The organism is Peribacillus acanthi (genome assembly GCF_003073175.1).
Taxonomy (GTDB): Bacteria; Bacillota; Bacilli; order Bacillales; family DSM-1321; genus Bacillus_BN; species Bacillus_BN acanthi.
This window is the reverse complement of sequence record NZ_QBBX01000021.1, coordinates 19,258-42,172: the sequence shown is the minus strand read 5'-3', so window position 1 is coordinate 42,172 and position 22,915 is coordinate 19,258. Positions and strand designations below refer to the sequence as shown.

Sequence of the window (22,915 nt, the reverse complement as noted above, 5' to 3'; positions counted from 1 at the left end):
CCGGCAAAGCAGCTTACAATAGTGCAAAGCACGGCGTCATTGGTTTGACTAAAGTAGCAGCCCTTGAAGGAGCCGTACATGGAATCACAGTCAATGCGATTTGCCCAGGATATGTCGACACACCGCTTGTTCGAGGACAACTAGAGGATCTAGCTAAAACACGCAACGTTGCCCTTGATAAAGTATTGGAGGAAGTCATATACCCACTCGTCCCACAAAAACGACTATTATCCGTCGATGAAATTGCAGACTACGCCTTATTTTTAGCTAGCGATAAAGCAAAAGGTGTCACTGGACAAGCGGTTGTCATGGATGGTGGATATACTGCTCAGTAGAGTCGTCGAAATTGAATTTACATCGTAAATTAATAATATAAAGTCGAAAGTAACCATATAAAATTAAATGTCTCTAAAATAGTATCGATTTCCTGGCAAAAAACCGAAATTAACCCAAAAATAGATGTAAAACCTCGTAGGGAACAATCCGTACGAGGTTTTTATATTACTTCACAATGGTAAGCTTTTGACCAACAACAAGATATTTATTTGGATCAAGATTGTTTGCTTTAACAATGGAATCCACAGTCGTGCTATATTTTAGAGCAATTTTCCAAAGAGTGTCTCCACTTTGAACCGTGTGGAACACAGATTCCACTACTGGAGCTTTTTCTGGAATCTTAATCGTTTGTCCAACAAGTAATGGTTTAGCTGAATCTAGTTGATTTAACGTAGCAATCGCATCAATTGTTGTACCAAATTTTTGAGCAATCTTCCAAAGCGTATCCCCAGATACAACTGTATAAGTTGTTGGTTGTGTTGGCGGAGGAGTTGGTGCAGCCGTTGGAATGACTAATTGTTGGCCAACTTGTAGATTACTTGGGTCAATTTTATTAGCATCCATGATGGCTTGAGTCGTCACATTGTATTTCTGTGCTATTTTCCAAAGAACGTCCCCAGATTGAACGATATGAATCGTTTGAGTTGGTTTTGTAGGCTCAACTGCTCGTACCTTTAATTTTTGCCCAATTAACAGAGGCCTACTTGGATCCAATTGATTTAGCGTAGCAATCTCTGAGACTGTTGTATTGAATTTAGAAGCAATTTTCCATAATGTATCTCCAGGAACAACTGTATATTCAGTCGTATTAGGTACAGTAGGAGTTTCGGTAACAAGTTCAACATCAGTTACGTTAATTGTTCCAGTAATGCCTTCTTTTACTAGGACTGTGTACTTCCCATTTTCAATCGTTTCGGACATTAGAGGGAAAAGATCACCTTTAACGGCGGTGTATCCTTGACCCATAGGATCGATGGACATCGTCGCTTTTTCGCTAATTACTCGAACATTTTTCACAGGCTGCATTGGCTCGAGGGTAGTACTACCCTCAACACGAACATTTGCATTTGGAAAAGTAATGTAACCGAAGTTAGCACCTTCAGATATGCCCATTTTAATCGTATAGATGCCGTTAGGGACTTTGCCACCCATCATGTCTGTTCCATCCCACAGGAAGGTATGAACGCCAGCTGGAAGTGTTTGATCCGACATGACAATTTTTACGTGAGCACCTGCAGCGTTTGCAATGTATACTGTCACTTTGGCTGCTTCAGCAAGAGTGAAATCACCAGTTACACTTTGGGATGGTGTGATTGTGGCTGACTTAAAGGATGCGCTTGTCACAATCTCTTTAAGACGAGATACAGGGATGTAATAGTCGCCATCTTTTACAGTGATGGATGCTGGCTTAATCCATGATTGAGTTGTAGCAGGATAACTGAAGGCTGTTTCAATATACTTAAAAACAATATCATACGTTCCATCCGCTACAATTCCACCAGTTTTGTTTGTACCGTTCCAGTTCACCGTTTGGCTTCCAGCAGCAAGCTTAACTTTTGGTCCAGCATAAATCTCATCGCCGTTCTTTTGGATGATTAACTGTACTTCGGCAGGACGGTTCAAATTGAACTTAATTTGTGCATTATTCTCAGCACCGTACTTTGGTGAAAAAACATCTGGAGTAACAGTCACTTCGTCTATGACAGCTTTTGGATTTGATTCAGATACTACCGTCAATTTACCTAAAGGATACCCCACCATTTGATCTAAGCTCTGGTCTTGTAAATACGCTTTTATTTGGTATTCACCAGGAGGCAGTGGTTCTTTCTTTACTTCATCCCATGGAACCCAATTCACCTTGTGATTGGTTTTGAAATCCGTACTTGAAAGGATGATTTTTCCTTGACGTCCATTACTAGCGATTGCCATTAAATGGCCTCGAGTAGGGACGCTTGTTTTCAAATCTATCGTTACAAATCCAGGTACACTATTACCTTGGTATGCAACCGTATTAGATGAAAGATTAAAAGAAACAACATCCGCTTGGGCAAAAGAAAGCGAGGGGATTGCAAAAGCAGCAATTAAAACTAGCATGGAGAAAATTCTAAATAAAAGTCTTGTCACTTTCGTTGCTCCTTTAATGTATGAAATTATATTACAAAAATATATTAATCTCATTTCAAGAGATTGACTATGGACAAAAATTTGGAAGGAGAACCTTCACTTTCCTCTAATGGTTATAGCAGATAAGTCTCTTCCAACCTTTAAACCATAAAACTATTACTTACCTGTTAGGTTACTTTCATTTCGTTACTTTAGTTATTCTCTACGTTTAATAAGAGGGCATTTTCAGCAACTCCAAAATCTATTTATCCTTAACTTGTACTCGAATATCCTATTTTCAAAAGTAAAAGCCTCCCAAAATAGGAGACTCTAATTTATTTTTTCATCATCATCATTTCAGATACTATTTCATAAGAACGAAGGCGTTTCTGGTGATCGAATATTTGGGAGATAATCATGATTTCATCTGCTTCGGTTTCTGCGATAAAGGACAGAAGCTTTTGTTTTACAGTTTCTGGACTTCCGATAATCGAAGCTCCTAGTTGATTTTTTAAAGCTTCTTTTTCAAAATCGCTCCACAGTTCTTCCATGTTTTCCACTGGTGGTTGTAACGGAGCTTCGTGATTTCGAATTAGGTTTAGGAATTGCTGCTGTAAAGATGTGGCTAGCAGGTTTGCTTCTTCATCAGTTTCTGCAGCTATGACGTTTACACCAAGCATTACATATGGTTTTTCCAATACCTTGGACGGCTTGAAGGTTCTTCGGTATAAATCTATAGCTTGCATCGTACTGTTAGGAGAAAAATGACTAGCAAAAGAGAATGGTAAGCCTAGTTGGCCAGCAAGCTGCGCACTAAAGCCACTGGAACCGAGAAGCCAGATGGGAATGTCTAGTCCTTCACCAGGGAATGCTCGAACTCCGGTTTTATTCGTTCCAAGTGATGGATCGAAATATCCGCGCAGTTCTTCTAGTTGCTCTGGGAAATCATGCCCATCACTGCGACTACCTCTTCTTAAGGCGAAAGCAGTCCGTTGATCGGTACCAGGTGCACGTCCAAGTCCCAAGTCGATTCGACCAGGGAAGAGGGATTCTAATGTCCCGAATTGTTCTGCAATCACAAGTGGAGAGTGATTAGGTAACATGATTCCTCCAGAACCGACTCGGATGGTCGAAGTTCCTGCAGCTACATGTCCAATTACAACTGAGGTAGCGGAACTGGCAATGAACGGCATATTGTGATGTTCAGCAAGCCAATATCGGTTATAGCCCCAATTTTCAACGTGCTGGGCAAGATTTAGTGTGTTCCGGAATGATTCCGCAGGAGTTCCACCGACAACAATAGGAGCAAGGTCGAGAACAGAAAATTGAGTATTTCCTTCTATATATTCAGACATAAATTCATCTACTTTCTATATAAATAATGAAACAACTATGATTGTAACAAGATTATTTCGACTCTCAAAATAAAAGGCTTCAAGAAAATTTTACAAATTTATTTTTGACGAGATACCGCGTACTATTAGGGTTACTAGAATGAAATGAATAAAATAGGTATTTTATCCTATTAACAAACCATGTATAATCTAATTTTGGAAAATGTTTCTTATTATATATAGTTAGGGTTGTCAAAGATGAATTATAAAAAAGGCTTCACACTTCGTTTTATTATCAGTGTGCTTGTAGTTGTATCAGTTCTATTGACTGCATTAGTTACAGGTTATTCTGCATACAACTCTATAAAACAGACACTAACAATTAACTATGAAAAAAATAATTTACAGTATGCAAAGAAGCTTTCTTCTGAAACAAACGCTTTATTAAAATCTATGGAAACGGAATTAGCATCGATATCTGACTATGCCAAAAATCATAAGGTGAGTCAATATGATATAGATCTTATGTTAAAAGCAAATAGTCACTATTTTAATTCAATTCTAATAGTAAATGAAGATAGAATTCTTCAAAGTTTTAGCCCTAAAAACCTTGGTTTTGAACCTGGATTAAAAATCAATTCAGATGTAGCAAAAAGGGCTATTAAATTAAAAAAGCCATTCATTTCGGAACCCTATATAGCAACAACGGGTAGATTGATTGTCCTGGTGTCTTACCCGATATTTGATGCACAAGGGACTTACAAAGGATATGTTGGTGGGACCATTTACCTCGAAGAAGAGAATGTTTTGAGCAAAATGCTAAATGAACATTTCTTTGGAGATGGTTCTTACGTGTATGTGGTAGACAAAGCGGGGAAAATCATTTTTCACCCGGATAAAAAAAGGATTAATGAAGAAGTATTATTCAATCCAGTTGTGAAAAAAGTAACGTTAGGTGAAAGTGGATTTCAACAGGTTAGGAACTCAAGAGGAATCGATTTCTTCGTAGGGTATACAGTCGAGCCAACCACTGGGTGGGGAATCGTTTCGCAAACACCGGTTAATGTCCTAAACAAACCTTTAAATGAATTAGTTGACCAAATCATACTAAAAGCTTTGCCTTTATTTATCATGATTATTGTATTGTCTTGGTGGATTACTTTACAGATTGCAAGGCCCCTTAATAGACTAGCAAAATACTCAGAAGAAGCCATTGTAAAAAGAAGAAATCAGTGTCCAAACAGTTCTACTATGAATTCTAGTATTTATGAGGTGAGACAACTTTACCTGCATATTACGAACCATCTAAATGTCCTGCATAATGAAAGTCGTGTCGATGGATTAACCGGGTTGTCGAATCGGAGGACTTTTGAAAGAGTAGTTGAGGAAATGATGCTAGAGAGACAACCTTTCTCTCTAATCTTACTTGATGTGGATAATTTCAAGAATGTAAATGATTCATTCGGCCATTTGGTTGGAGATGAAATTTTGATTTTTTTAGCATCTAAAATGAATGAGATTGTAGGAGATCATGATTTACCGTTTAGGTATGGTGGTGAAGAATTTGGTATTGTCGTGAAGGATAAAAATATTGATGTAGCTGTGAATATAGCCGAAGAACTGAGGAAGACAATGGAACAAAGCGTTGGTCCAAAAAGCATCTCTATTAAGATTTCTCTTGGAATCAGCACCTATAAAGAATCAGATACCATCACAAGTATCATTGATAAGGCCGATTCTGCGCTCTACAAATCGAAATTAAATGGAAAAAACAGAACAACTGTCTACGAAGATTCCCGTAATTTTTGACATATTCATATAATTATAATATGATGGTGTCATAGTAAAATAGTTCTCCTAAAGGGGAGTAGCTTTTACATTAAAGTCGTCATTTCGGAGATTGTTTCTCCCGGCTTTAATGGCAACGGACTGTTGTTAGCAAGACCTTTACCGTTTGGTACGGGCTTGTGTTTTATTAACCTTTACCAAAACTGGTGAAGGTTTTTTGTTTTACTAGAATATTTTTAGTAAGGAGAATTCATCCATGAGAAAAGCAAAATTGACCATTAATGAATTAATTAATAAAAATAAAGCTGAACTTTTAAAAGATAAAGAGAAACTGGAAGTCATTGAAAAACGTATAGATGCTAAATATGTAAATTCAAAGTAGAAAGGAGACTTATTATGAAATCATTCAGTGAATTGGCTAAAAGTGTAGTAATAACAAAGAAGGGGTCAAGTTTTATACTGAATGATAAGGATCCTAATTTGACTTTGATTGGTGAGGGTAGAAGTGCCTTTGTGTTTAGAATTGGAACAACTGATAAAGTTTTAAAAGTGTTTTTCCCAGAGTTTGAAAAGGTTGCTAGAGAAGAAGCTGAAGTCTACCGAATATTAAGCGGGATTCCTTACTATTCTCCATTGTATGGAGCAGGGAAAAATTATTTAGTTATAGATTTCATTGAAGGGTATACATTCTTTAGTTGTTTGGAAAAAGGAATTCCTATTTCAACTGATAGCCTCAGAGAAGTAGATTGTGCCTTAGGTTTAGCAAGAGAAAAAGGACTAAATCCTTCTGATGTACATTTACGAAACATCATCATTACATCAAGTGGAGAGATTAAATTAATTGATGTAGCAAGATTTAGACAAACGAAAAACTGTACACAATGGAAAGACCTTAAAGCAGCTTTTCATAAATTCTATAAGCAAAAATATTTCCCTAAAAAGATTCCTGCAACTATTTTGAATCTAGTTGCATTGTTATATAAGAAAAAGCTACTTCCAGCATTATCTTAAATAAGAGCTAAATATCTTCTTCCTAAATAAAAGTATGGTATATTGAATTTAATAATGTAACCGGAGGAAGAAAATGGGTAATCAGTTTCGAGTTTTGGGTGAAAAATTACTTGCAAAGAAATTTGATATTGCAAAAAATGTGCATGAAGATCGCTTGTCAGAATTACCTGCTGAGCAGAGAGCGTTGATTCCACGAGCTGTAGAAGAAAATATCATCAATATTCGGGCAGGGTTCATAAGTTTATTTGGTGAAACCCTTTTCCATGGTCTGGACAGGGAAACTGCTTTTGCGAACATTGATAAATGGGGAAAAAATACTGGAGAAATAATTTTTAAAATGGGTGCCCCATTAGATGCAGCTCTGAAGGATACCCAGTATTATCGTATTCATCTTTGGAGAACACTAAAGAATGAAATGATTGACATTAACATGACGGCAAAGGATGTTTTTGATTTAGGAGAAATCTTGGATCCTCTTTTAGATCAGGCTGCTTATTCCTTCAGCTTAACGTATATACATTCCTATCAAAAAACATTGGAAGCGGCAAAGTCTGCATTCGTTGAATTATCGGTTCCTGTTGTCCAGTTAACAAAAGGGGTCGCAATACTACCATTGATAGGGAACATAGATACAGAACGCGCGCAATTACTCATGGAGCAAACATTGAAGGAAGCAGAGCGTTTACAATTATCCCATCTACTAATGGATCTCTCTGGAGTGGCGATCGTCGATACTATGGTAGCTGACCAACTGTTCAAAGTCATTGCTTCGTTAAGATTACTTGGTGTAGAAACTACCTTAACAGGTCTTCGTCCGGAAATCGCGCAAACTGTGGTTAACATCGGAGTAGAATTTAAAAATATATTGATTAAAGGTAACTTAAAGCAAGCTTTGAATGATTTAGATTTATTCTAATAGTCTTGACATATTTTTGAAGTAGGCTTTATAGTAAATAAATATCTTTGTAAATTAAATATTCTTATCTAGAGAAGCTTAGGGACTGGCCCGTTGAAGCTTCAGCAACCTCTATTTTTAAATAGAAAGGTGCTAAATCCAGCAGACGTAGTCTGAAAGATAAGCTGATTGGACATACAAATCCTCTTCCTTATCTGGAAGAGGATTTTTTTATATATAAAACCGACTATCCCAATAGATTTTATGTGAGGAGTGTTTTTTTGAACAAACACATTCTAATTAAATGGAAAGAGATTAATCTATCGGCAACCATTCATTTTCCTAAATATTATCAAACAGACAATAAGCTTTACCCGTTAATCATTATTTGCCATGGATTCATTGGAAGTAAGGTTGGGGTTAATCGGTTATTTGTAAAAGCATCTGAAGAATTATCATCAGATGCAGCAATTGTCATCAGGTTTGATTATTCTGGTTGTGGAGAGAGTGAAGGAGATTATGGAGATAGTTGTTTTCAGGATTTTATAAGTCAAACGATTCGTGTAATAGATTATGCCTTAAAGATAAATGGAGGAGATCCTAATCATCTTGTACTTATCGGTCATAGTTTAGGAGGAGCTGTAGCTATGATCACAGCTGTTAAAGACAATAGAGTGAAAAAATTGATTTTATGGTCACCCGTTGCAAATCCATATAAAGATATCCTTTCGATTGTGGGGGGAAAGGATAATATAAAAATTCAAGAGTTGTTGGCGCTAGATTACTTTGGTTTTTCGTTAAAGAAAGAATTTTTACTATCATTAGCTAACTATCATCCTTTAAAGGTTGCAAGGGACTTTACCGGAGACGTATTAGTTGTGCATGGAACAGCTGATGAGGAAATATCAGTTCAATATTGCTTTCACTATTATTATGCCTTTCGGTCAAGACCGACTGGTAATTGTGACAAACAAGTAATAATGGGAGCTAATCATACTTTTTCTTCAATAATGGGATACCGGGAGCTAATGGATACGACAAGAGAATGGTTATGGAAGACTAACCTTTAATTGACATAGGTTTTGCTAATGACAAACGTGGAATTTTGGAAACTTTTGTAAAAAATACAATATTCTATAGAGTAAGTTGTCCAATAAACAGAAATGAGGAATCATTATGCAAAACCTTTTATTTGGTTTTAAAGACCACGATAAAGATAAACACGATGATAAAGATAAGATTTGCAATAACATATGCGGGAATATATTGTTAAGTGACCAAGTGTCCGAATTAGAGATATGGAAAGAAAAAACAGATAAAGAAGCGTTCATTTCCATTACGGTATTCAACTGTACTCATAGTTCTGAAACATTAAGAGTAATCGTGATTCGAAATGAAGGAATGCCAGTAGAGTTAAATGTTCCTCCTGGTAATACAGTTTCAGCTACTGTAGATAATGTAAAATCAGTGAAAGTCGTGAGCTTTTGCAATGGAAGAGTAGACGGTAAATATTGTTTGGATGTGTGTCTAAAGAAAAAAGACAAGCATAAAGATGATGATTGCGAGAAGCTGTTATTAATCCTATTGATTATTGTAATCCTGGTCTTAATTGTAATGTGGTGCAAGAAAAAGAAGTGTGAGAAAAAAAATCACTGTAAAATCGACAAATGCAGAAGACCTGAGAAGAACCGAACTGCCTATGACGATTATTGGGAATGGCATTAATTAAATAGATTTGCTCTAATCACTCCAATCAATAGTATGGGGTGATTTTTTTAGGAACTTAATATGATTGGAAAATTCCGCAATTGTAAGGGTGTCAGCATGAGGACAAGTTGCATCTAATGTACGGTAAGACAAAAACAAAACATTACAAGGAGAGATTAAATATGTGTGGAAGTAAAAACCATAACAATGGTGGATTCTGCTGTCCAGATCCGCAGATTTTTGTAGAAAAGAACTGTGGGAACTTAAAAGGTCCACGTCCTGTAGCAGGAGAAGTTACACGAGATGGGTTCTCAACTGTGTGGAATGGACCTGCCGACGGCGATTATTTCCAGGGGACTTTCGAAGTATTTAACTGTGGTCCCGAGGGAAATATTGAATTTCGAGTGGGTGGCCTAGTGGATGCAACGGGCGCGCCTGTGACAATCACTGTAACTCCAGGGAATTCAATTACCGTATCAGTTAATGATCCTGCTAATTTTAGAGTGCGTATACTTTCAGCTGGAACAAGTGGGAAATTCTGTATTACATTGTACAAGCGTGTACTTTGTTAGTTTAAATAAGAAAAAATAATAAAATAAAAAAATGGGAGAGAATAAATATGTGTGGAAATCACGGAAATAGTGTTAATGGATTCTGTTGTCCAGATCCTAAGATTTTCCAAGAGGAAATTTGTGGAAGTATTCAAGGTCCAGTAGATGATACTTTTTGGAGAGGACCAACAAATGAAAATGATTACTTTCAAGGAACATTTGAAGTCTTTAACTGTGGAAATCAGAACATTGTTTTTGAAGTAACATCTGCGGGTGGGGGAACTACGGGAGCTATAACTGTTACACCTGGAAATACTAGAAAGGTTTCTGTAAATAATCCACAGAATTTCATTATAAGAGTTACTCCTCTTGTGGCTACTGATACAGTACCTGTAAATAGATCAAGAGGAAAATACTGTATTACTTTGTATAAGCGTGTATTCTGCTAAAATAATTAATTCAATCAATCTACACCAGTTTAGAGTAGATCGATTTTTTGAGGCTTGAGAAGGATTCAGACAAGCCTCTCATATAATATTGTTTCCTTAACAACCCTCAAACAATAGTTTGAGGGTTGTTATATTCCTTATATTAAAATATCCGCAGTTGTATGTGTCAGTCATTGGACAAATTGCATCTAATATAGGGTAGGTAAATATACTCTGTTTAAGGAGGGAAATAAAATGTGTGGAAATCATATAAACCATAACAATGGTGGATTCTGCTGCCCAAATCCACAAATTTTCCAAGAGGAAAACTGCGGAAATATTAAAGGGCTACAACCACCTGGAACAAGCTATTGGCAAGTACAACAGCCTTTAGATAGTGATTACTTTCAAGGAACATTTGAAGTTTTTAATTGTGGGAATGATAATATTACATTTGCCGTAACAAGTGCAGATGGATCTTTTACACCTGACATCACTGTCACACCTGGAAATACTAGAAAAATCTCTGTAAATAATCCAATAAGATTCAATATTTTTACAACCAGTGCAAACTCACAAGGAAAATTCTGCATTTTATTGTACAAGCGTGTAGTCTGCTAGTATAGATTGAATTAAGGGAGGCTTGCCCATTTATTATAGACAAGCCTCTTATTTTTTTAATTAAAACTTCTCAGGAAACTGCTTAATAATCCCATCAGAAAGAGTATCCGCCAATTTGATGAGATGTTCTTCACCGTGATCAAAGGCGTCAATATTTGCTTGCCAATCCTTTTTCAAACGAGCTACAAGTTCGTCAGTGACCATTTGCAAATGAACATAGAGTAAATCTTTTAATTCATTTTGCTTCCAGTTTGGATTAGCACTACTTAGGAACTTAGCAATGTCATCCGCGTTACGATACCATTCTTTATTTTGTTGCTGTAAAGTGGCTTGATCGCCTTTTTTGGCAGCATCCACGATTTTACCCGCAATTACAATATGCTCCGTCAACAAATCAGTGAGTTTTTTTCCAGCTTCCTCACCGTAGATTGGTTTGATTGCATTCCCAATATCCTCTTGGTTTTTCAAAAGTCTCTTAAGAACAAATTCTTGATCTTCCAATCCTGACAGTGCGCTTTTCATATAGCTTTTTGTCCATATCCCATGATCAATCCATAGTTTTCTCATATCACCTTTTAATTGAACAGCAGCTTTGGACAGACAATTCTTTTGATTACTTGCAGAAGCAGACACCGGTGAAAAGATTAAAACAATCGTCATTAGAAAAATGATTAGTTTAATACCTTGTTTTTTCATATGTATCGTCTCCTTTTATAAATAAACATCCTTTTCATTATTTGTTGATTCTTAAAAAATCACTCTTTAAAATTTCACATTTCCATCCAATATTGTGAGGGATAAATGAAAGGGATAACTAAAATTTCCTATATTTCACATTTTTCTGAATAAAATATTTAATCTAACTATTTGCAAAATTCAACCAAACTACCGCGCGAATTTTATGATTTTAGGAAAGATTTCTTATATTAATACTTGTTTTTTAACAAGAAAGTTACTACAATATACTTTGCAGACTGTTCAGTCTTGTTTTATTTTAGTTGTAATTTTCAAACATTACTATTGACGAGATTGTAAATTATAAGTAAAATATGTAATTGTTACCAATTGTAATTTTTGTCATGATTATGTCATAGCTTAGTAAAGTGTGAAACAACTTCTTAATGGTGTTTCAGATGGTTACCGTATTGAGGGGTATATTTTAGGGGAAACCATTTTATATCACGGTAATGATCTAATACATATATAAAATGAATAAATGGGGGATTTACAATGAAGAAGTTCTGGTTATTATTATCAGCATTAACTTTATCTCTAGCTTTAGCTGCTTGTGCAGAAAAGAAAGAAGAGACTACAACAGAAGAAACAACTAAAGAAGAAGCACCAAAAGAAGAAGTAAACCTTAAAAGTGTATTATACAAGTTCTATGCTGATATCCCAGCAAAAATCAATGCTAAAGATGCGGATTTAAATGCTTACTTAGCTGAAGAAGCTCCAACTCCTGAAATGAAAACAAAAGCTAGTGAAGCTGCAGCGGCAGTAGCGGCAGAGCTTCAAGGAATCACGGTTCCAGCTGAATTAGAAGCACAAAAAGCTGATTTAGAAGCAGGTATTAAAGAAATCGCTGACTCTTATACAGCTAAAGCTGAAGAGTTGAAAAAAGATGCTCCTGTTCTTGATGCTGCTAACGCAACATTCCAAGCTGGTGTAGATAAAATTGGTGCTGCATTCGAAAGCATCGGTATGTTAAAGCCTAATCTAGATAAAGAAGTTAACTAATAACGTTGAGAGTAGTGCAATCCTAATGGAAAGCACTACTTTTTTTGTGGTTGTACATTGTAAAGGTAATATACAGGCTGATTAAATCCATAATCAAATTCTCCAACTAGATAAGAAAAAAATAATCTTCAAATTAGTGGGGATTTTTCTTTTGTATTCCTAGGTTTATCCTTGCATTAGTTGGTGGAAAAAAGCAAATAGTAGAAATATTAGATTTTGCAAACTTTTGTTTTGACAACACAACAACTCTATAATATGATGACTAAAGCCGACAAAACTCATAGGATTTTAGGGGGTATAAATATGAAAAAGTTTACAATCTTTTTTGCGCTATTACTTAGCTTAATGCTGGTCGTAGCAGGTTGTGGAAAAACTGAAGATAAAGCAGAGAACAAGAATGATGAGAAAACTACTGCAGATGGAGATCTTCTATCTAAAGTAAAAGAAGAAGGCACACTATTAATTGGTACAGAGGGTACATATCCTCCGTTCACTTTCCATGATGAAAAAGGTGAATTAACTGGATTTGACGTGGAAGTTGCTCGCGAAGTAGCTAAACGATTAGGTGTTGAAGCTAAGTTCTTAGAAACTCAGTGGGATGGAATGTTCGCTGGGTTAGATGCAAAACGATTTGATATGATTGCTAACCAAGTAGGTATTCGCCCAGATCGCCAAGAGAAGTATGATTTCTCAAAACCGTATATTACTTCTGCATCAGTACTTATCGCACATGAAAGCAATACAGAAGTTAAAGCATTTGAAGATATTAAAGGACTTAAATCGGCTCAATCCATGACTAGTAACTATGCGGATCAGGCTAGAAAATTAGGTGCTGAGATTGTTGGAGTAGAGGGCTTTAATCAAGCTATTGAATTGATTAACTCCAAGCGTGTTGAAGTCACAATCAACGATAAATTATCATTCTTAGATTTCAAAAAACAAAAACCAGATGCACCAGTTAAAGTAGTAGACGAAGCTGATGATGCTTCACAAAGTGGTTTAATGTTCCGTAAGGGCAGTGAAACACTTGTTGAAGAAGTAAATAAAGCTTTAGATGAAATGATCCAAGATGGCACATATGAAAAAATTTCCGTAAAATGGTTTGGTGAAAATGTACTTGAATAGTATTTTCTCTGATCCGGACCGATTAGCCAGACTAACGGAAATCGCACAAAGTTCCCTTCAGCCTTTGCTGAAGGGGGCTCTTTTGTATACGATACCTTTAACGTTAGTGACCTTTATTTGTGGTTTACTTATTGCCATCTTAACCGCACTTGCGCGTATATCGACCGTTAAACCGTTTCAGTGGATTGCTCGTTTTTATGTTTCTGCTATTCGAGGTACTCCTTTACTTGTGCAATTATTTATCATCTTTTATGGCTTACCTACGATTGGGATTGTGATTGACCCATTTCCTGCAGCGGTTATCGGATTTTCCTTAAATGTTGGGGCCTATTCGTCTGAAATCATCCGTGCAGCTATTTTATCTGTCCCCAAAGGGCAATGGGAAGCGGCCTATTCTATCGGAATGTCGTACCCACAGACTTTAAAACGAGTCATTCTGCCTCAGGCTTCAAGAGTATCCATTCCGCCATTGTCGAATACTTTCATTAGCTTAATTAAGGACACTTCGTTAGCATCCTTAATCTTGGTGACAGAAATGTTTCGTAAAGCACAGGAGATTGCAGCGACGAACTATGAATTTTTACTTCTCTATTCAGAAGCAGCGATTATTTACTGGATCATTTGTTTTATCCTTTCCATATTCCAAGGAAGACTCGAAACAAGATTAGATCGATACGTGTCTAGGTAAAGAAAGGAGGAAATAAGATGATTTCTGTAAAAGGACTATATAAGCAATTCGGTGAACTTGAAGTTTTAAAAGGAATTGACCTTGAAGTAGAAAAAGGGAAAGTGGTGGTTTTAATTGGTCCATCAGGGTCTGGAAAAACGACTTTCCTACGATGCTTGAATATATTAGAAACGCCAACTAAGGGTAGGCTTACAATTGAAGGTAACACTTTAGATTTTAACGGAGCCGTTCCGAAGAAGCTAATACCACCTTTTCGACGTTTAACGGGAATGGTATTCCAAAGTTATAATTTGTTTCCACATATGACGGCATTGGAAAATGTAATGGAAGGACCTATTACGGTTAAAAGAGAGAGCAAAGAGCAAGCTCGTTCTAAAGCAGAGAATCTTCTTCGAAAAGTGGGACTTGGCGATAAGTTTGATTTTTATCCGTTCCAGTTATCTGGAGGTCAACAACAACGCGTAGGTATTGCCAGAGCACTTGCGATGGAACCGAATGTCATGTTATTTGATGAACCGACCTCGGCTCTTGATCCTGAATTGGTAGGTGAAGTTCTGAAGGTAATGAAGGACCTAGCTAATGAAGGAATGACGATGATTGTGGTTACTCATGAAATGCGCTTTGCTCAGGAAGCAGCAGATGAAGTGATTTTCATGGATGGAGGAGTCATTGTCGAACGAGGAAAGCCTCATGATCTGTTCAACAATCCGAAAGAGGAACGTACGAAACAGTTTTTGAATCGAATACAGTAATTAAGTAAGCGTGAATTCAAATTTGAATTTACGCTTTTTTTATTGGGTTTGATACTGATAGTTGTGAGGATATCCGGGGGAAATGACCGATAAAAGGGATTTGAAGTGGGGAAACGAGTTCACATAAAACGTTGGTGCTCGAAGATGGAATGTGGAGTGTAGGACATCAAATGTTAGATTGAAGGGTAACGGTGAAAAGTAAATTGTAAATGAGTTGAAGTGAAGGAAAACGGGTCAGAAACGTGAGTAAACTAATTGAAGTGAAGTAATAATTGTATGGATTCTTAAAAAGTGAAGAGTAAATTTTCAAAAGTGAAAGGAAAAAAGCTCGAAAGTGAAGAGTATCCGGGGGGAAATGAACGGTAAAAGGGATTTAAAGTGGGAAAACGGGGTCACATAAAACGTTGGTGTTCGAAGCTGGAATGGGAAGTGCAGGACATCAAATGTTAGCGTGAAGGGTAACGGTGAAAAGTGAATAGTAAATGAGTTTAAGTGAATGATAACGGGTCATGAACGTGAGTAAACGAATTGAAGTGAAGGGAAAATTGTATGATTCCTTAAAAAGTGAATAGTAAATTTTCAAAAGTGAAAGGTAAAAAGCTCGAAAATGAAGAGTATCTGGGGGAAAGTGAACGATAAAAGGGAATTGAAGTGGGAAATCGGGTTCACATAAATCGTTGGTGCTCGAAGCTGGAATAGGGAGCGCAGGACATTTAATCTAAAGTGAAGGATAACCGATTAAAGTGAAGAGTATTAGAACATGGATGAAGGATATCAAAACTTACATTTGATTAAAGGATTCTTGGTACAGGATAGGGTATATTTATTAAGATACTTAAGAAAAGAGGAGAGATTAGGGAGATGGGAGACTTTCGATTCGGAAATAAAGTGATGGCTGCCTTAATTTGCACGTTTCTGTTAGGCTTCTTTTTCTTTCTTCTCGATTTAATCAATCGTGGTGATGAATTTTTTGGCATATTTATAATTGCTCTGTTTTATGCCGGGATTGGGAATTTCTTATATGGGATTCCGGTTTCGTTAGTATCGGATTTCTTGACGAGGAAACTAAGGAAAAGTCGTTTTATCGCGGCTGCCTTTATTCATTTGTTCTTTGGTTCAATTACCATCGTCTTTGTTGAAGAATTGGGTATATTTTCTGCTATATGTTCGTTAATCTTCTTTTTACTAGATGAAGGTTTGAAAAATGGTCGCAGGTTACCTAAGAAAAAATCGGCCTACTCCAATGGTGCATTATTGATTGTATTGATCGCAATCTTTACTTTAGTTGATGGCATCCTCCTGGAGGTACGTCCATTTCAGCAAAATACTAATCAATATTATGAAATTCCCCAGGGTTATGTGGGGAATATTCATGTTTCTTATAATGTAGAAAATGCACCGGAACCAAGGGAGATAGATGGTTTTCATGTCATCGAGGTAGAGGAAAATGGAATGGCTCTAACTTCAATTCCTCCTGGAGAAGGTCTAATTAATGATCAATATGTTTATGTGGACACAAATGGCAAGAGGGAAATAATTTCTGATCGCTGTATTTCTTTGGGACCATCCGGGTCAACATCAGATGGAGTGAAAGAGGTACATTTTTCAACTTTCGCAGTAACCAATAAGGGCTGCGGTGAATTCTTTATGACACACGGGTACTCGTATTTTGAAGAAGGCAAGACGATCGAAGAAATCATGCAATATGAAGATGAAGCTAATTAACAAGCAGAGACTATTAGAGTCCCTGCTTGTTCATTTTTCTAGGATTTTTTTTGTTTCTTTCTAGAAGAATCCGATTCATAACTTCCCGTTTCTTGTGTAGTTGTCCCTTGACCTTCTACTTGAGCGGACTGTAATCCAATCGTAGAAGGGTTCTTTTTGATTTTGTTATTACTCATGTCAACACCTCCTATTGGTTTACTTTTTGTAAATTGTTAGGATTTATTCAATAAAGGTGATGTTATAAAAAATGAATAGATGAAATATGAAATTTTTTTATTGGTTGGTCAAATTAATATTTTATTTTGTAGTTACAGTCATTGCTACAACGTACTGGGAAGATTTGGGCTGGTGGTTCTTATTAGTTTGAGCAGTTGGATTACAGTTGGGTGATATATTTAAATTAAGCCTTACCTATTTATGTGATTCTTTTTTATTTAAATCAAAAATCCAAATCGCAAATTGTAATGTTATTGCATCCTGTAGAATTTGAGGGTCATACCCCGTTAATTCCTTAATTTTTTTGATACGATAGATCAGTGAGTTTCGGTGGATAAACGTGTTTTTGGCACATTCGCCGATATGGAGGTTGCTTTTGAAAAAATGCTCTAATGTGTCAATCAGCTTGTCTGATAAATTCCCTAAAATTCTATTCTGGAATTGAGTTTTTGCACGTGGGTCCAATTGATTTAATAAAGCTTTTGTTTCTACTTCAGTGTAGGTGGTTAGTATTTGATCTATTTTTCCTAGTGTCAGAGCACTTAATGACTCAAGATAAGAATGTCGAATTTGTGATTGCTCTTGTACTGATGATCCTATCCCAATTCGAGAGACAATATTACGAAGATTTACCACTGGCTGCAGCCTTTGTTTTAAAGTAGCTTCTGGCAACATTGAGGTTAAGATAAACAATTGATTTGCTTTAATAAAGCCTATTAGCACTGGTTTTTCTGCAAAGACATTTTCAAATAGTTGTATTATCTCCGTTTTTTTCAATTTATTTAATCCGATATCAATAAGTGCTACTTGATACGGAGGTTGAAGGTCTAATCCGATAAGTTGGAGTCTTTGCTTGATGGACTCTTGGTCAGGAAATTCCTTCAGAAATTCTTCGAAAATAACTTCTCTTAATCGTTGTTTCCACTCCAATTGAGTAGATAGGAATGATTGATGTATCATCATTTCTGTAATCATTTTGACCAATTCACCAAATTCCATGATTTCCTTGGGATTACCCGTAATCCCAATTACTCCAATAATACAACCTTGAAATGATATGGGGAGATTGATTCCAGGTAGTGACCCTTTCCAGTGCTTTAAGTCTCTATTTTGGATGATTAAAGGTTTTCCAGAACGAAGAACCTCAATGGCTCCAGCATGAATTTGATGGATTCTTTTGGTGTCTCCTGATGCTATAATGATGCCTTTATTGTCCATGATATTTATATTCCGATTCAGCCGAATCATCGTTTGCTCTACAATTTCTTTTGCGATTTCAGTAGTTAGCATTTTAGAACCCCTTAGGTTTTTATTTATTATACACAAAATTTTGATAACTTTTTTTATTTTTTTTGTTTGGAATAGCCGATGATGGTGTTTTGTCTGAATATTATAATTATAGTGTAACAAGTACAAGGTAAGGTGGGACGCAGCATGAAAATCGTTATTGCGCCTGACTCATTTAAAGGAAGTATGACGGCATTAGAAGCAGCAAAATCGATCGAACGAGGGGTCAAGAAGGCGATGCCAAGCTGTGAGACCATTTTGGTTCCTGTGGCTGATGGTGGGGAAGGAACGTTAGAGATTTTAGTGTCTGCTACGAATGGGCGAAAAGTGGAAGTAGACGTAATCGGTCCTTTATTGAACAAGGTGACTGCTCAGTACGGTGTACTTGGCGATGGGGAAACATGTGTCATCGAGATGGCAAGCGCATCTGGTTTATGTCTCGTGGAGAAGGAACAGTTAAACCCAATGCTTGCTACCACATATGGAACAGGTGAATTAATTAAAAAAGCGCTGGACGATGGGTTTCGCTCATTTATTTTAGCAATTGGTGGAAGCGCTACCAATGATGGCGGAGCAGGAATGCTTCAAGCGTTAGGCATGAGATTATGTAATGCGGAAGGAGAATCGATTGGTTTTGGAGGTGGTGAGCTTTCAAACATTTCAACCATTGATGACATCGGATTTGACAAACGGATTAAGGAGTCTAAATTTTTGATTGCTTCAGATGTGCAAAATCCCCTAGTGGGAGAATTCGGTGCTTCATATGTTTTCGGACCGCAAAAAGGTGCTAGTAAAAAAATGGTCGAGCAGCTTGATCGTAATCTACACCATTGGTCAGACTTGGTGGAAATTCATACGGGGATTTGTTTACATGACAAGCCAGGAGCTGGAGCAGCAGGAGGAATCGGTGGAGCTTTCCAAGCATTTTTTCCTTCAGAAACAAAACGGGGCATCGATATTGTTATTTCGTACTCCCAACTAAAAGAAAAATTAAGAGATTCAAGCTGCGTATTTACAGGAGAAGGACAAATTGACTCTCAAACAGCCTCAGGGAAAACTCCTATGGGTGTTGCAGAGGCAGCTAAGAAAATAGGTATTCCAGTATTTGCGCTTGCAGGTTCAATTGGAAAAGGGATTGAAGTTCTGTACGACCATGGTATTCATAGTGTGCACAGTATAATAAACACTCCTATGACTTTAGAAGAAGCCATGGAACGAGGGGAAGAGTTGCTAGAAAGTACTGCAGAGCAGGTGTTACGAACTTATTTATCGTCTATTCATAATCAGTAATCAGGGGGGATATCGATGTTATTTGTGTCATTAATCATTGGGGTATTGTTAGTAGTAGTTGCAACGACAAAACTCAAGTTGCATCCATTCTTATCATTGATGCTTGGGACATTCTTTGTAGGATTTACTTCGGGAATGCCTTTAGCGAAAATTATTGAAAGCGTTAACACTGGATTTGGAGGGCTGATGGGTGGGATCGGATTAGTCATTGTCTTTGGGACCATTATTGGGACCATCCTCGAAAAGTCAGGGGCTGCTCTTCGCATGGCTGAAGTAGTCCTCCGAGTAGTAGGACCAAAACGTCCACAGCTGGCAATGAGTTTAATTGGTTACATTGTTTCTATACCGGTATTTTGTGATTCTGGCTTTGTTATTTTATCTAGCTTGAGAAAAGCGTTGGCTAAGCGTGCAAAAGTGGCCATTGCTTCAATGTCAGTTGCATTAGCGACGGGGTTATATGCTACGCATACTCTTGTGCCTCCCACACCAGGTCCGATTGCAGCAGCTGGGAATATCGGTGCAAGTGATTTCTTAGGTACTATCATCCTTCTTGGTTTAATTGTTGCGGTTCCTGCAACTGTAGTAGGTTACTTCTGGGCAACTAGAGTAGCTAGCAAAATTGAAGTGGAAGAAGATGGGGAAGAATTAAACTATGATGAGATTGTTAAATCATTTGGAAAAATGCCTTCTACGTTCAAATCTTTTTTACCAATCATTCTCCCAATTGTTTTAATAGGAATTGGATCAATTGTGACGTTTCAGAAGATGGAAGGTGGACTTGCAGAATTCCTTGTGTTCTTAGGTTCTCCACTTGTGGCATTATTGGCTGGAGTGATTGCAGCCATGGCATTATTGCCTAAGTATAATGAAGAAACATTAACAGAATGGATTTCGAAGGGATTGTTGGAATCTGCCCCTATTCTATTAATCACAGGTGCTGGTGGGGCATTTGGTGGAGTTATTAAGAATACAGGTATAGCAGAAGCGATTCAAAGCTGGTCACTTGGTGATATGTTCAGTGGCGCTTTATTCCTATTAATTCCTTTCTTGATTGCAGCAGCCTTGAAAACCGCACAAGGTTCATCGACAGCTGCGCTAGTTATTACTTCTTCGCTGATTGCTCCAATGCTTGCTCCTATGGGAATTGATGGGGCTGTTCCGTTAGCATTAGTTGTCATGGCAATTGGAGCAGGAGCAATGACAGTTAGCCATGTGAATGACAGTTTCTTCTGGGTTGTTACTCAGTTCAGCGGAATGAAAGTAACCGATGCCTACAAAGCACAAACAATGGCGACTTTATTACAAGGTCTAGTTACTATAGTATTTACAATGATTTTATGGATGGTATTAGTTTCATAGTTTTTAGGTCTAATAGGGAAATCCGATATTCAAGACGCAAATTGAACAAGTGGGATTAAATGTATAAATAATTCTTTCGAGATCAAGTGGCTGACCGAATGAGTTTATTAGTTGTAAGAAAAACGTAGTTCAACTTCAATGATATAAATCCCCTTTGTAGAAGTTCCAAGTGAGGCGCTTCTATATTAAGGGGATTTTTTAATGACAAATTCTGTTGGTTTGGTAAAAAAGGAGTTGTGTTCGGTAATATCCATAGATTATTCGGTAAAATAGTAGGCAAGTTCGGTAATAAATCCGCAATGTTCGGTAATAACAATTTATCTTGCATTTTTTTGCCACTCAATCTCCATCACTTTCCATCCAAATATTCCAATTAAGAAAGAAAAGGGCATTAATAGAGACCAAGCCTTCAGAAAGTCGTTCAAACTAGTTTTGAAATTTAGTATTAGCTTTATTAAACAGTAATCAAATGCCAATAAAAGTGAAATGACCAAGCCATACCAGATTGCAAAACGCCACTTTCCCTTCAATCTAGTTTCTTTCCATTTTTTCATCGAGTGAACCTCCCTATGTACCTAATAATTCATAGTATGATATTTAGTGTTTTAATATTTCGATAATTTTGATACGATTTGTCTAGCATACTTGTAAATGATTTTTGGAGGGATTTCGAAAATGTATTTTGAACCATCACTTGAGTTTGCACAAAAATTAGATGAAACTGATAAGCTTGCAAAATATAGAAATGAATTTTATTTGAAACAGGATTCTATTTATTTAGATGGAAATTCTTTAGGTCTACTTTCAAAAAGGTCTGAAAAATCCTTATTACAATCTTTAGAGGATTGGAAAACACTCGGCATCGATGGATGGATGGGTGGAGCACATCCCTGGTTTGATTTATCTGAAAAATTGGGTCAGATGTGTGCTCCATTGGTAGGGTCATCACCAGAAGAAGTGATTGTAAGCGGTTCCACAACAGTGAATTTACATCAACTTGTTGCGACATTTTATCAGCCGGAAGGTAAGCGTACAAAGATTCTAGCTGATGAATTGACGTTTCCTTCAGACATTTATGCTTTGCAAAGCCAGTTAAGGTTACGTGGCTACAATCCTGATACTCATCTGATTCAAGTGAAAAGTAGAGATGGACGCCTGTTAGAAGAGGAAGATATTGTGGCGGCAATGACTGATGAAATTGCACTGATTGTCTTGCCTTCAGTGTTATATAGAAGTGGGCAAATTTTAGATATGGAAAGGCTGACGAAGGAAGCTCATAACAGAGGCATTCTAATTGGATTTGATGCTTGCCATTCCGTTGGAGCTATTCCTCATCATTTCTCACAATGGGATGTGGACTTTGCTTTCTGGTGCAATTATAAGCATTTGAACGGAGGTCCAGGTTCAGTTGGTGGGTTATATGTGAACCGTAAACACTTTGGCACAACCCCAGGACTTGCAGGATGGTTTGGCTCCAGAAAAGATAAGCAATTCGATATGATACATACGATGACAGTAGCTGACACAGCAGGTGCTTACCAAATCGGAACGCCACATGTATTAAGTTTGGCACCGTTAATTGGTTCATTTGAGATGTTCGCCGAAGCTGGAATTGAGAATATTCGTGAAAAATCGCTCCAACTTACTGGTTTTTTAATGGATTCCATTGAACAAGAGCTCGGAGGATTGGGCTTTACAATTGGTAATCCTCGTGATGACAAAAGGCGTGGGGGCCATGTGAGCCTAGAGCATGAAGAAGCAGCACGGATTTGTAAAGCGTTGAAGGAAAATGATATCGTTCCTGATTTCCGTGCTCCGAATATTATCCGATTAGCTCCAGTAGCATTGTATACATCTTTTAAGGATGTATGGAACTCTGTTCAAATCCTAAAGAAAATTATGGTTGAGAAACAATACGAAAAATTCAGCAATGAAAGAGAAGTTGTAGCATAAAGGGAGGCT

24 protein-coding genes and 1 riboswitch are annotated in these 22,915 nt (G+C 37.1%); of the genes, 18 read left to right on the top strand and 6 right to left on the bottom strand.

The window, feature by feature from the left end; translation table 11 throughout:
• Positions 1-335 (top strand): SDR family oxidoreductase (locus DBX25_RS21480; RefSeq protein ID WP_240620381.1); only part of this gene is annotated, 335 nt, incomplete at its 5' end.
• Positions 336-501: 166 nt separating this feature from the next.
• Here the strand turns inward: DBX25_RS21480 and DBX25_RS17595 are convergent.
• Positions 502-2,460 (bottom strand): LysM peptidoglycan-binding domain-containing protein, encoded by a 1,959-nt coding sequence (locus tag DBX25_RS17595; protein ID WP_170110142.1) that lies wholly within the window; start codon positions 2,458-2,460, stop codon positions 502-504.
• Between the two features lie 314 nt (positions 2,461-2,774).
• Complete coding sequence (locus tag DBX25_RS17590; protein ID WP_108672087.1) at positions 2,775-3,794, bottom strand: LLM class flavin-dependent oxidoreductase; 1,020 nt, start codon at positions 3,792-3,794, stop codon at positions 2,775-2,777.
• Positions 3,795-4,031: 237 nt separating this feature from the next.
• Here DBX25_RS17590 and DBX25_RS17585 point away from each other — a divergent pair, with 237 nt between their 5' ends.
• From DBX25_RS17585 to DBX25_RS17545, 9 genes are all read left to right on the top strand, one after another.
• On the top strand, positions 4,032-5,582 hold the full coding sequence (locus DBX25_RS17585; RefSeq protein WP_108672086.1) for a sensor domain-containing diguanylate cyclase: 1,551 nt from the start codon (positions 4,032-4,034) through the stop codon (positions 5,580-5,582).
• 235 nt (positions 5,583-5,817) lie between these two features.
• Positions 5,818-5,943 (top strand): FbpB family small basic protein, encoded by a 126-nt coding sequence (locus DBX25_RS17580; RefSeq protein WP_108672085.1) that lies wholly within the window; start codon positions 5,818-5,820, stop codon positions 5,941-5,943.
• 14 nt (positions 5,944-5,957) lie between these two features.
• The gene (locus DBX25_RS17575) at positions 5,958-6,572 is read left to right on the top strand and encodes a serine/threonine protein kinase (protein WP_108672084.1); all 615 of its coding nucleotides are present in this window, start codon (positions 5,958-5,960) and stop codon (positions 6,570-6,572) included.
• A gap of 73 nt (positions 6,573-6,645) precedes the next feature.
• Positions 6,646-7,488, top strand: a complete 843-nt coding sequence (locus DBX25_RS17570; protein WP_108672083.1) for an STAS domain-containing protein — start codon at positions 6,646-6,648, stop codon at positions 7,486-7,488.
• A gap of 61 nt (positions 7,489-7,549) precedes the next feature.
• A riboswitch (SAM riboswitch) is annotated at positions 7,550-7,654 on the top strand.
• A 94-nt stretch (positions 7,655-7,748) separates the two neighbouring features.
• On the top strand, positions 7,749-8,537 hold the full coding sequence (locus tag DBX25_RS17565) for an alpha/beta hydrolase family protein (protein WP_108672101.1): 789 nt from the start codon (positions 7,749-7,751) through the stop codon (positions 8,535-8,537).
• A 106-nt stretch (positions 8,538-8,643) separates the two neighbouring features.
• Positions 8,644-9,192 (top strand): S-Ena type endospore appendage, encoded by a 549-nt coding sequence (locus DBX25_RS17560; protein WP_108672082.1) that lies wholly within the window; start codon positions 8,644-8,646, stop codon positions 9,190-9,192.
• A gap of 164 nt (positions 9,193-9,356) precedes the next feature.
• Positions 9,357-9,746 carry an S-Ena type endospore appendage gene (locus DBX25_RS17555; RefSeq protein ID WP_108672081.1) on the top strand — a complete coding sequence of 130 codons (390 nt, stop codon included), beginning with the start codon at positions 9,357-9,359 and terminating at the stop codon, positions 9,744-9,746.
• Positions 9,747-9,793: 47 nt separating this feature from the next.
• Positions 9,794-10,174 carry an S-Ena type endospore appendage gene (locus DBX25_RS17550; RefSeq protein ID WP_108672080.1) on the top strand — a complete coding sequence of 127 codons (381 nt, stop codon included), beginning with the start codon at positions 9,794-9,796 and terminating at the stop codon, positions 10,172-10,174.
• A gap of 234 nt (positions 10,175-10,408) precedes the next feature.
• Entirely contained in the window at positions 10,409-10,774 is a 366-nt protein-coding gene (locus DBX25_RS17545; protein ID WP_108672079.1) for an S-Ena type endospore appendage, read from the top strand.
• Positions 10,775-10,834: 60 nt separating this feature from the next.
• Here DBX25_RS17545 and DBX25_RS17540 read toward each other — a convergent pair whose 3' ends face one another.
• Complete coding sequence (locus DBX25_RS17540) at positions 10,835-11,470, bottom strand: glycosyltransferase (protein ID WP_108672078.1); 636 nt, start codon at positions 11,468-11,470, stop codon at positions 10,835-10,837.
• A gap of 534 nt (positions 11,471-12,004) precedes the next feature.
• On the opposite strand from DBX25_RS17540, the gene DBX25_RS17535 reads away from it, so the two are divergent.
• From DBX25_RS17535 to DBX25_RS17515, 5 genes are all read left to right on the top strand, one after another.
• Positions 12,005-12,511, top strand: coding sequence for a hypothetical protein (locus DBX25_RS17535; protein WP_108672077.1), 507 nt, complete (start codon positions 12,005-12,007; stop codon positions 12,509-12,511).
• Positions 12,512-12,814: 303 nt separating this feature from the next.
• On the top strand, positions 12,815-13,636 hold the full coding sequence (locus DBX25_RS17530; RefSeq protein ID WP_108672076.1) for an amino acid ABC transporter substrate-binding protein: 822 nt from the start codon (positions 12,815-12,817) through the stop codon (positions 13,634-13,636).
• The gene (locus DBX25_RS17525) at positions 13,623-14,324 is read left to right on the top strand and encodes an amino acid ABC transporter permease (protein WP_108672075.1); all 702 of its coding nucleotides are present in this window, start codon (positions 13,623-13,625) and stop codon (positions 14,322-14,324) included. Before DBX25_RS17530 ends, DBX25_RS17525 begins: the two co-directional genes overlap by 14 nt.
• 17 nt (positions 14,325-14,341) lie before the next feature.
• Positions 14,342-15,076 (top strand): amino acid ABC transporter ATP-binding protein, encoded by a 735-nt coding sequence (locus tag DBX25_RS17520; RefSeq protein WP_108672074.1) that lies wholly within the window; start codon positions 14,342-14,344, stop codon positions 15,074-15,076.
• Between the two features lie 861 nt (positions 15,077-15,937).
• Positions 15,938-16,801 carry a DUF6843 domain-containing protein gene (locus DBX25_RS17515; protein ID WP_108672073.1) on the top strand — a complete coding sequence of 288 codons (864 nt, stop codon included), beginning with the start codon at positions 15,938-15,940 and terminating at the stop codon, positions 16,799-16,801.
• A 38-nt stretch (positions 16,802-16,839) separates the two neighbouring features.
• Here the strand turns inward: DBX25_RS17515 and DBX25_RS17510 are convergent, their stop codons facing one another.
• Both DBX25_RS17510 and DBX25_RS17505 read right to left on the bottom strand, forming a co-directional pair.
• Positions 16,840-16,977, bottom strand: a complete 138-nt coding sequence (locus DBX25_RS17510) for a YuzL family protein (protein WP_108672072.1) — start codon at positions 16,975-16,977, stop codon at positions 16,840-16,842.
• A 235-nt stretch (positions 16,978-17,212) separates the two neighbouring features.
• Positions 17,213-18,307 carry a CdaR family transcriptional regulator gene (locus DBX25_RS17505; protein ID WP_108672071.1) on the bottom strand — a complete coding sequence of 365 codons (1,095 nt, stop codon included), beginning with the start codon at positions 18,305-18,307 and terminating at the stop codon, positions 17,213-17,215.
• Between the two features lie 144 nt (positions 18,308-18,451).
• On the opposite strand from DBX25_RS17505, the gene DBX25_RS17500 reads away from it, so the two are divergent.
• Together DBX25_RS17500 and DBX25_RS17495 are read left to right on the top strand one after the other, a co-directional pair.
• Positions 18,452-19,594, top strand: coding sequence for a glycerate kinase (locus DBX25_RS17500; RefSeq protein WP_108672070.1), 1,143 nt, complete (start codon positions 18,452-18,454; stop codon positions 19,592-19,594).
• A 15-nt stretch (positions 19,595-19,609) separates the two neighbouring features.
• Positions 19,610-20,953: a GntP family permease gene (locus DBX25_RS17495; protein ID WP_108672069.1), complete on the top strand. Its 1,344-nt coding sequence runs from the start codon at positions 19,610-19,612 to the stop codon at positions 20,951-20,953.
• Positions 20,954-21,270: 317 nt separating this feature from the next.
• On the opposite strand, the gene DBX25_RS17485 is transcribed toward DBX25_RS17495, so the two are convergent.
• Positions 21,271-21,507: a hypothetical protein gene (locus DBX25_RS17485; protein ID WP_108672067.1), complete on the bottom strand. Its 237-nt coding sequence runs from the start codon at positions 21,505-21,507 to the stop codon at positions 21,271-21,273.
• A gap of 121 nt (positions 21,508-21,628) precedes the next feature.
• Here DBX25_RS17485 and kynU point away from each other — a divergent pair, with 121 nt between their 5' ends.
• Positions 21,629-22,906 carry a kynureninase gene (kynU, locus tag DBX25_RS17480; RefSeq protein ID WP_108672066.1) on the top strand — a complete coding sequence of 426 codons (1,278 nt, stop codon included), beginning with the start codon at positions 21,629-21,631 and terminating at the stop codon, positions 22,904-22,906.
• Positions 22,907-22,915 lie beyond the last annotated feature (9 nt).

What these genes read in the sequence shown, in the direction of transcription:
- DBX25_RS17590 (WP_108672087.1), bottom strand. Translation starts at nt 3,794, where the DNA reads ATGTCTGAATATATAGAAGGAAATACTCAATTTTCTGTTCTCGACCTT.
- DBX25_RS17585 (WP_108672086.1), top strand. Translation starts at nt 4,032, where the DNA reads ATGAATTATAAAAAAGGCTTCACACTTCGTTTTATTATCAGTGTGCTT.
- DBX25_RS17580 (WP_108672085.1), top strand. Translation starts at nt 5,818, where the DNA reads ATGAGAAAAGCAAAATTGACCATTAATGAATTAATTAATAAAAATAAA.
- DBX25_RS17575 (WP_108672084.1), top strand. Translation starts at nt 5,958, where the DNA reads ATGAAATCATTCAGTGAATTGGCTAAAAGTGTAGTAATAACAAAGAAG.
- DBX25_RS17570 (WP_108672083.1), top strand. Translation starts at nt 6,646, where the DNA reads ATGGGTAATCAGTTTCGAGTTTTGGGTGAAAAATTACTTGCAAAGAAA.
- DBX25_RS17560 (WP_108672082.1), top strand. Translation starts at nt 8,644, where the DNA reads ATGCAAAACCTTTTATTTGGTTTTAAAGACCACGATAAAGATAAACAC.
- DBX25_RS17555 (WP_108672081.1), top strand. Translation starts at nt 9,357, where the DNA reads ATGTGTGGAAGTAAAAACCATAACAATGGTGGATTCTGCTGTCCAGAT.
- DBX25_RS17550 (WP_108672080.1), top strand. Translation starts at nt 9,794, where the DNA reads ATGTGTGGAAATCACGGAAATAGTGTTAATGGATTCTGTTGTCCAGAT.
- DBX25_RS17545 (WP_108672079.1), top strand. Translation starts at nt 10,409, where the DNA reads ATGTGTGGAAATCATATAAACCATAACAATGGTGGATTCTGCTGCCCA.
- DBX25_RS17540 (WP_108672078.1), bottom strand. Translation starts at nt 11,470, where the DNA reads ATGAAAAAACAAGGTATTAAACTAATCATTTTTCTAATGACGATTGTT.
- DBX25_RS17535 (WP_108672077.1), top strand. Translation starts at nt 12,005, where the DNA reads ATGAAGAAGTTCTGGTTATTATTATCAGCATTAACTTTATCTCTAGCT.
- DBX25_RS17530 (WP_108672076.1), top strand. Translation starts at nt 12,815, where the DNA reads ATGAAAAAGTTTACAATCTTTTTTGCGCTATTACTTAGCTTAATGCTG.
- DBX25_RS17525 (WP_108672075.1), top strand. Translation starts at nt 13,623, where the DNA reads ATGTACTTGAATAGTATTTTCTCTGATCCGGACCGATTAGCCAGACTA.
- DBX25_RS17520 (WP_108672074.1), top strand. Translation starts at nt 14,342, where the DNA reads ATGATTTCTGTAAAAGGACTATATAAGCAATTCGGTGAACTTGAAGTT.
- DBX25_RS17515 (WP_108672073.1), top strand. Translation starts at nt 15,938, where the DNA reads ATGGGAGACTTTCGATTCGGAAATAAAGTGATGGCTGCCTTAATTTGC.
- DBX25_RS17510 (WP_108672072.1), bottom strand. Translation starts at nt 16,977, where the DNA reads ATGAGTAATAACAAAATCAAAAAGAACCCTTCTACGATTGGATTACAG.
- DBX25_RS17505 (WP_108672071.1), bottom strand. Translation starts at nt 18,307, where the DNA reads ATGCTAACTACTGAAATCGCAAAAGAAATTGTAGAGCAAACGATGATT.
- DBX25_RS17500 (WP_108672070.1), top strand. Translation starts at nt 18,452, where the DNA reads ATGAAAATCGTTATTGCGCCTGACTCATTTAAAGGAAGTATGACGGCA.
- DBX25_RS17495 (WP_108672069.1), top strand. Translation starts at nt 19,610, where the DNA reads ATGTTATTTGTGTCATTAATCATTGGGGTATTGTTAGTAGTAGTTGCA.
- DBX25_RS17485 (WP_108672067.1), bottom strand. Translation starts at nt 21,507, where the DNA reads ATGAAAAAATGGAAAGAAACTAGATTGAAGGGAAAGTGGCGTTTTGCA.
- kynU (WP_108672066.1), top strand. Translation starts at nt 21,629, where the DNA reads ATGTATTTTGAACCATCACTTGAGTTTGCACAAAAATTAGATGAAACT.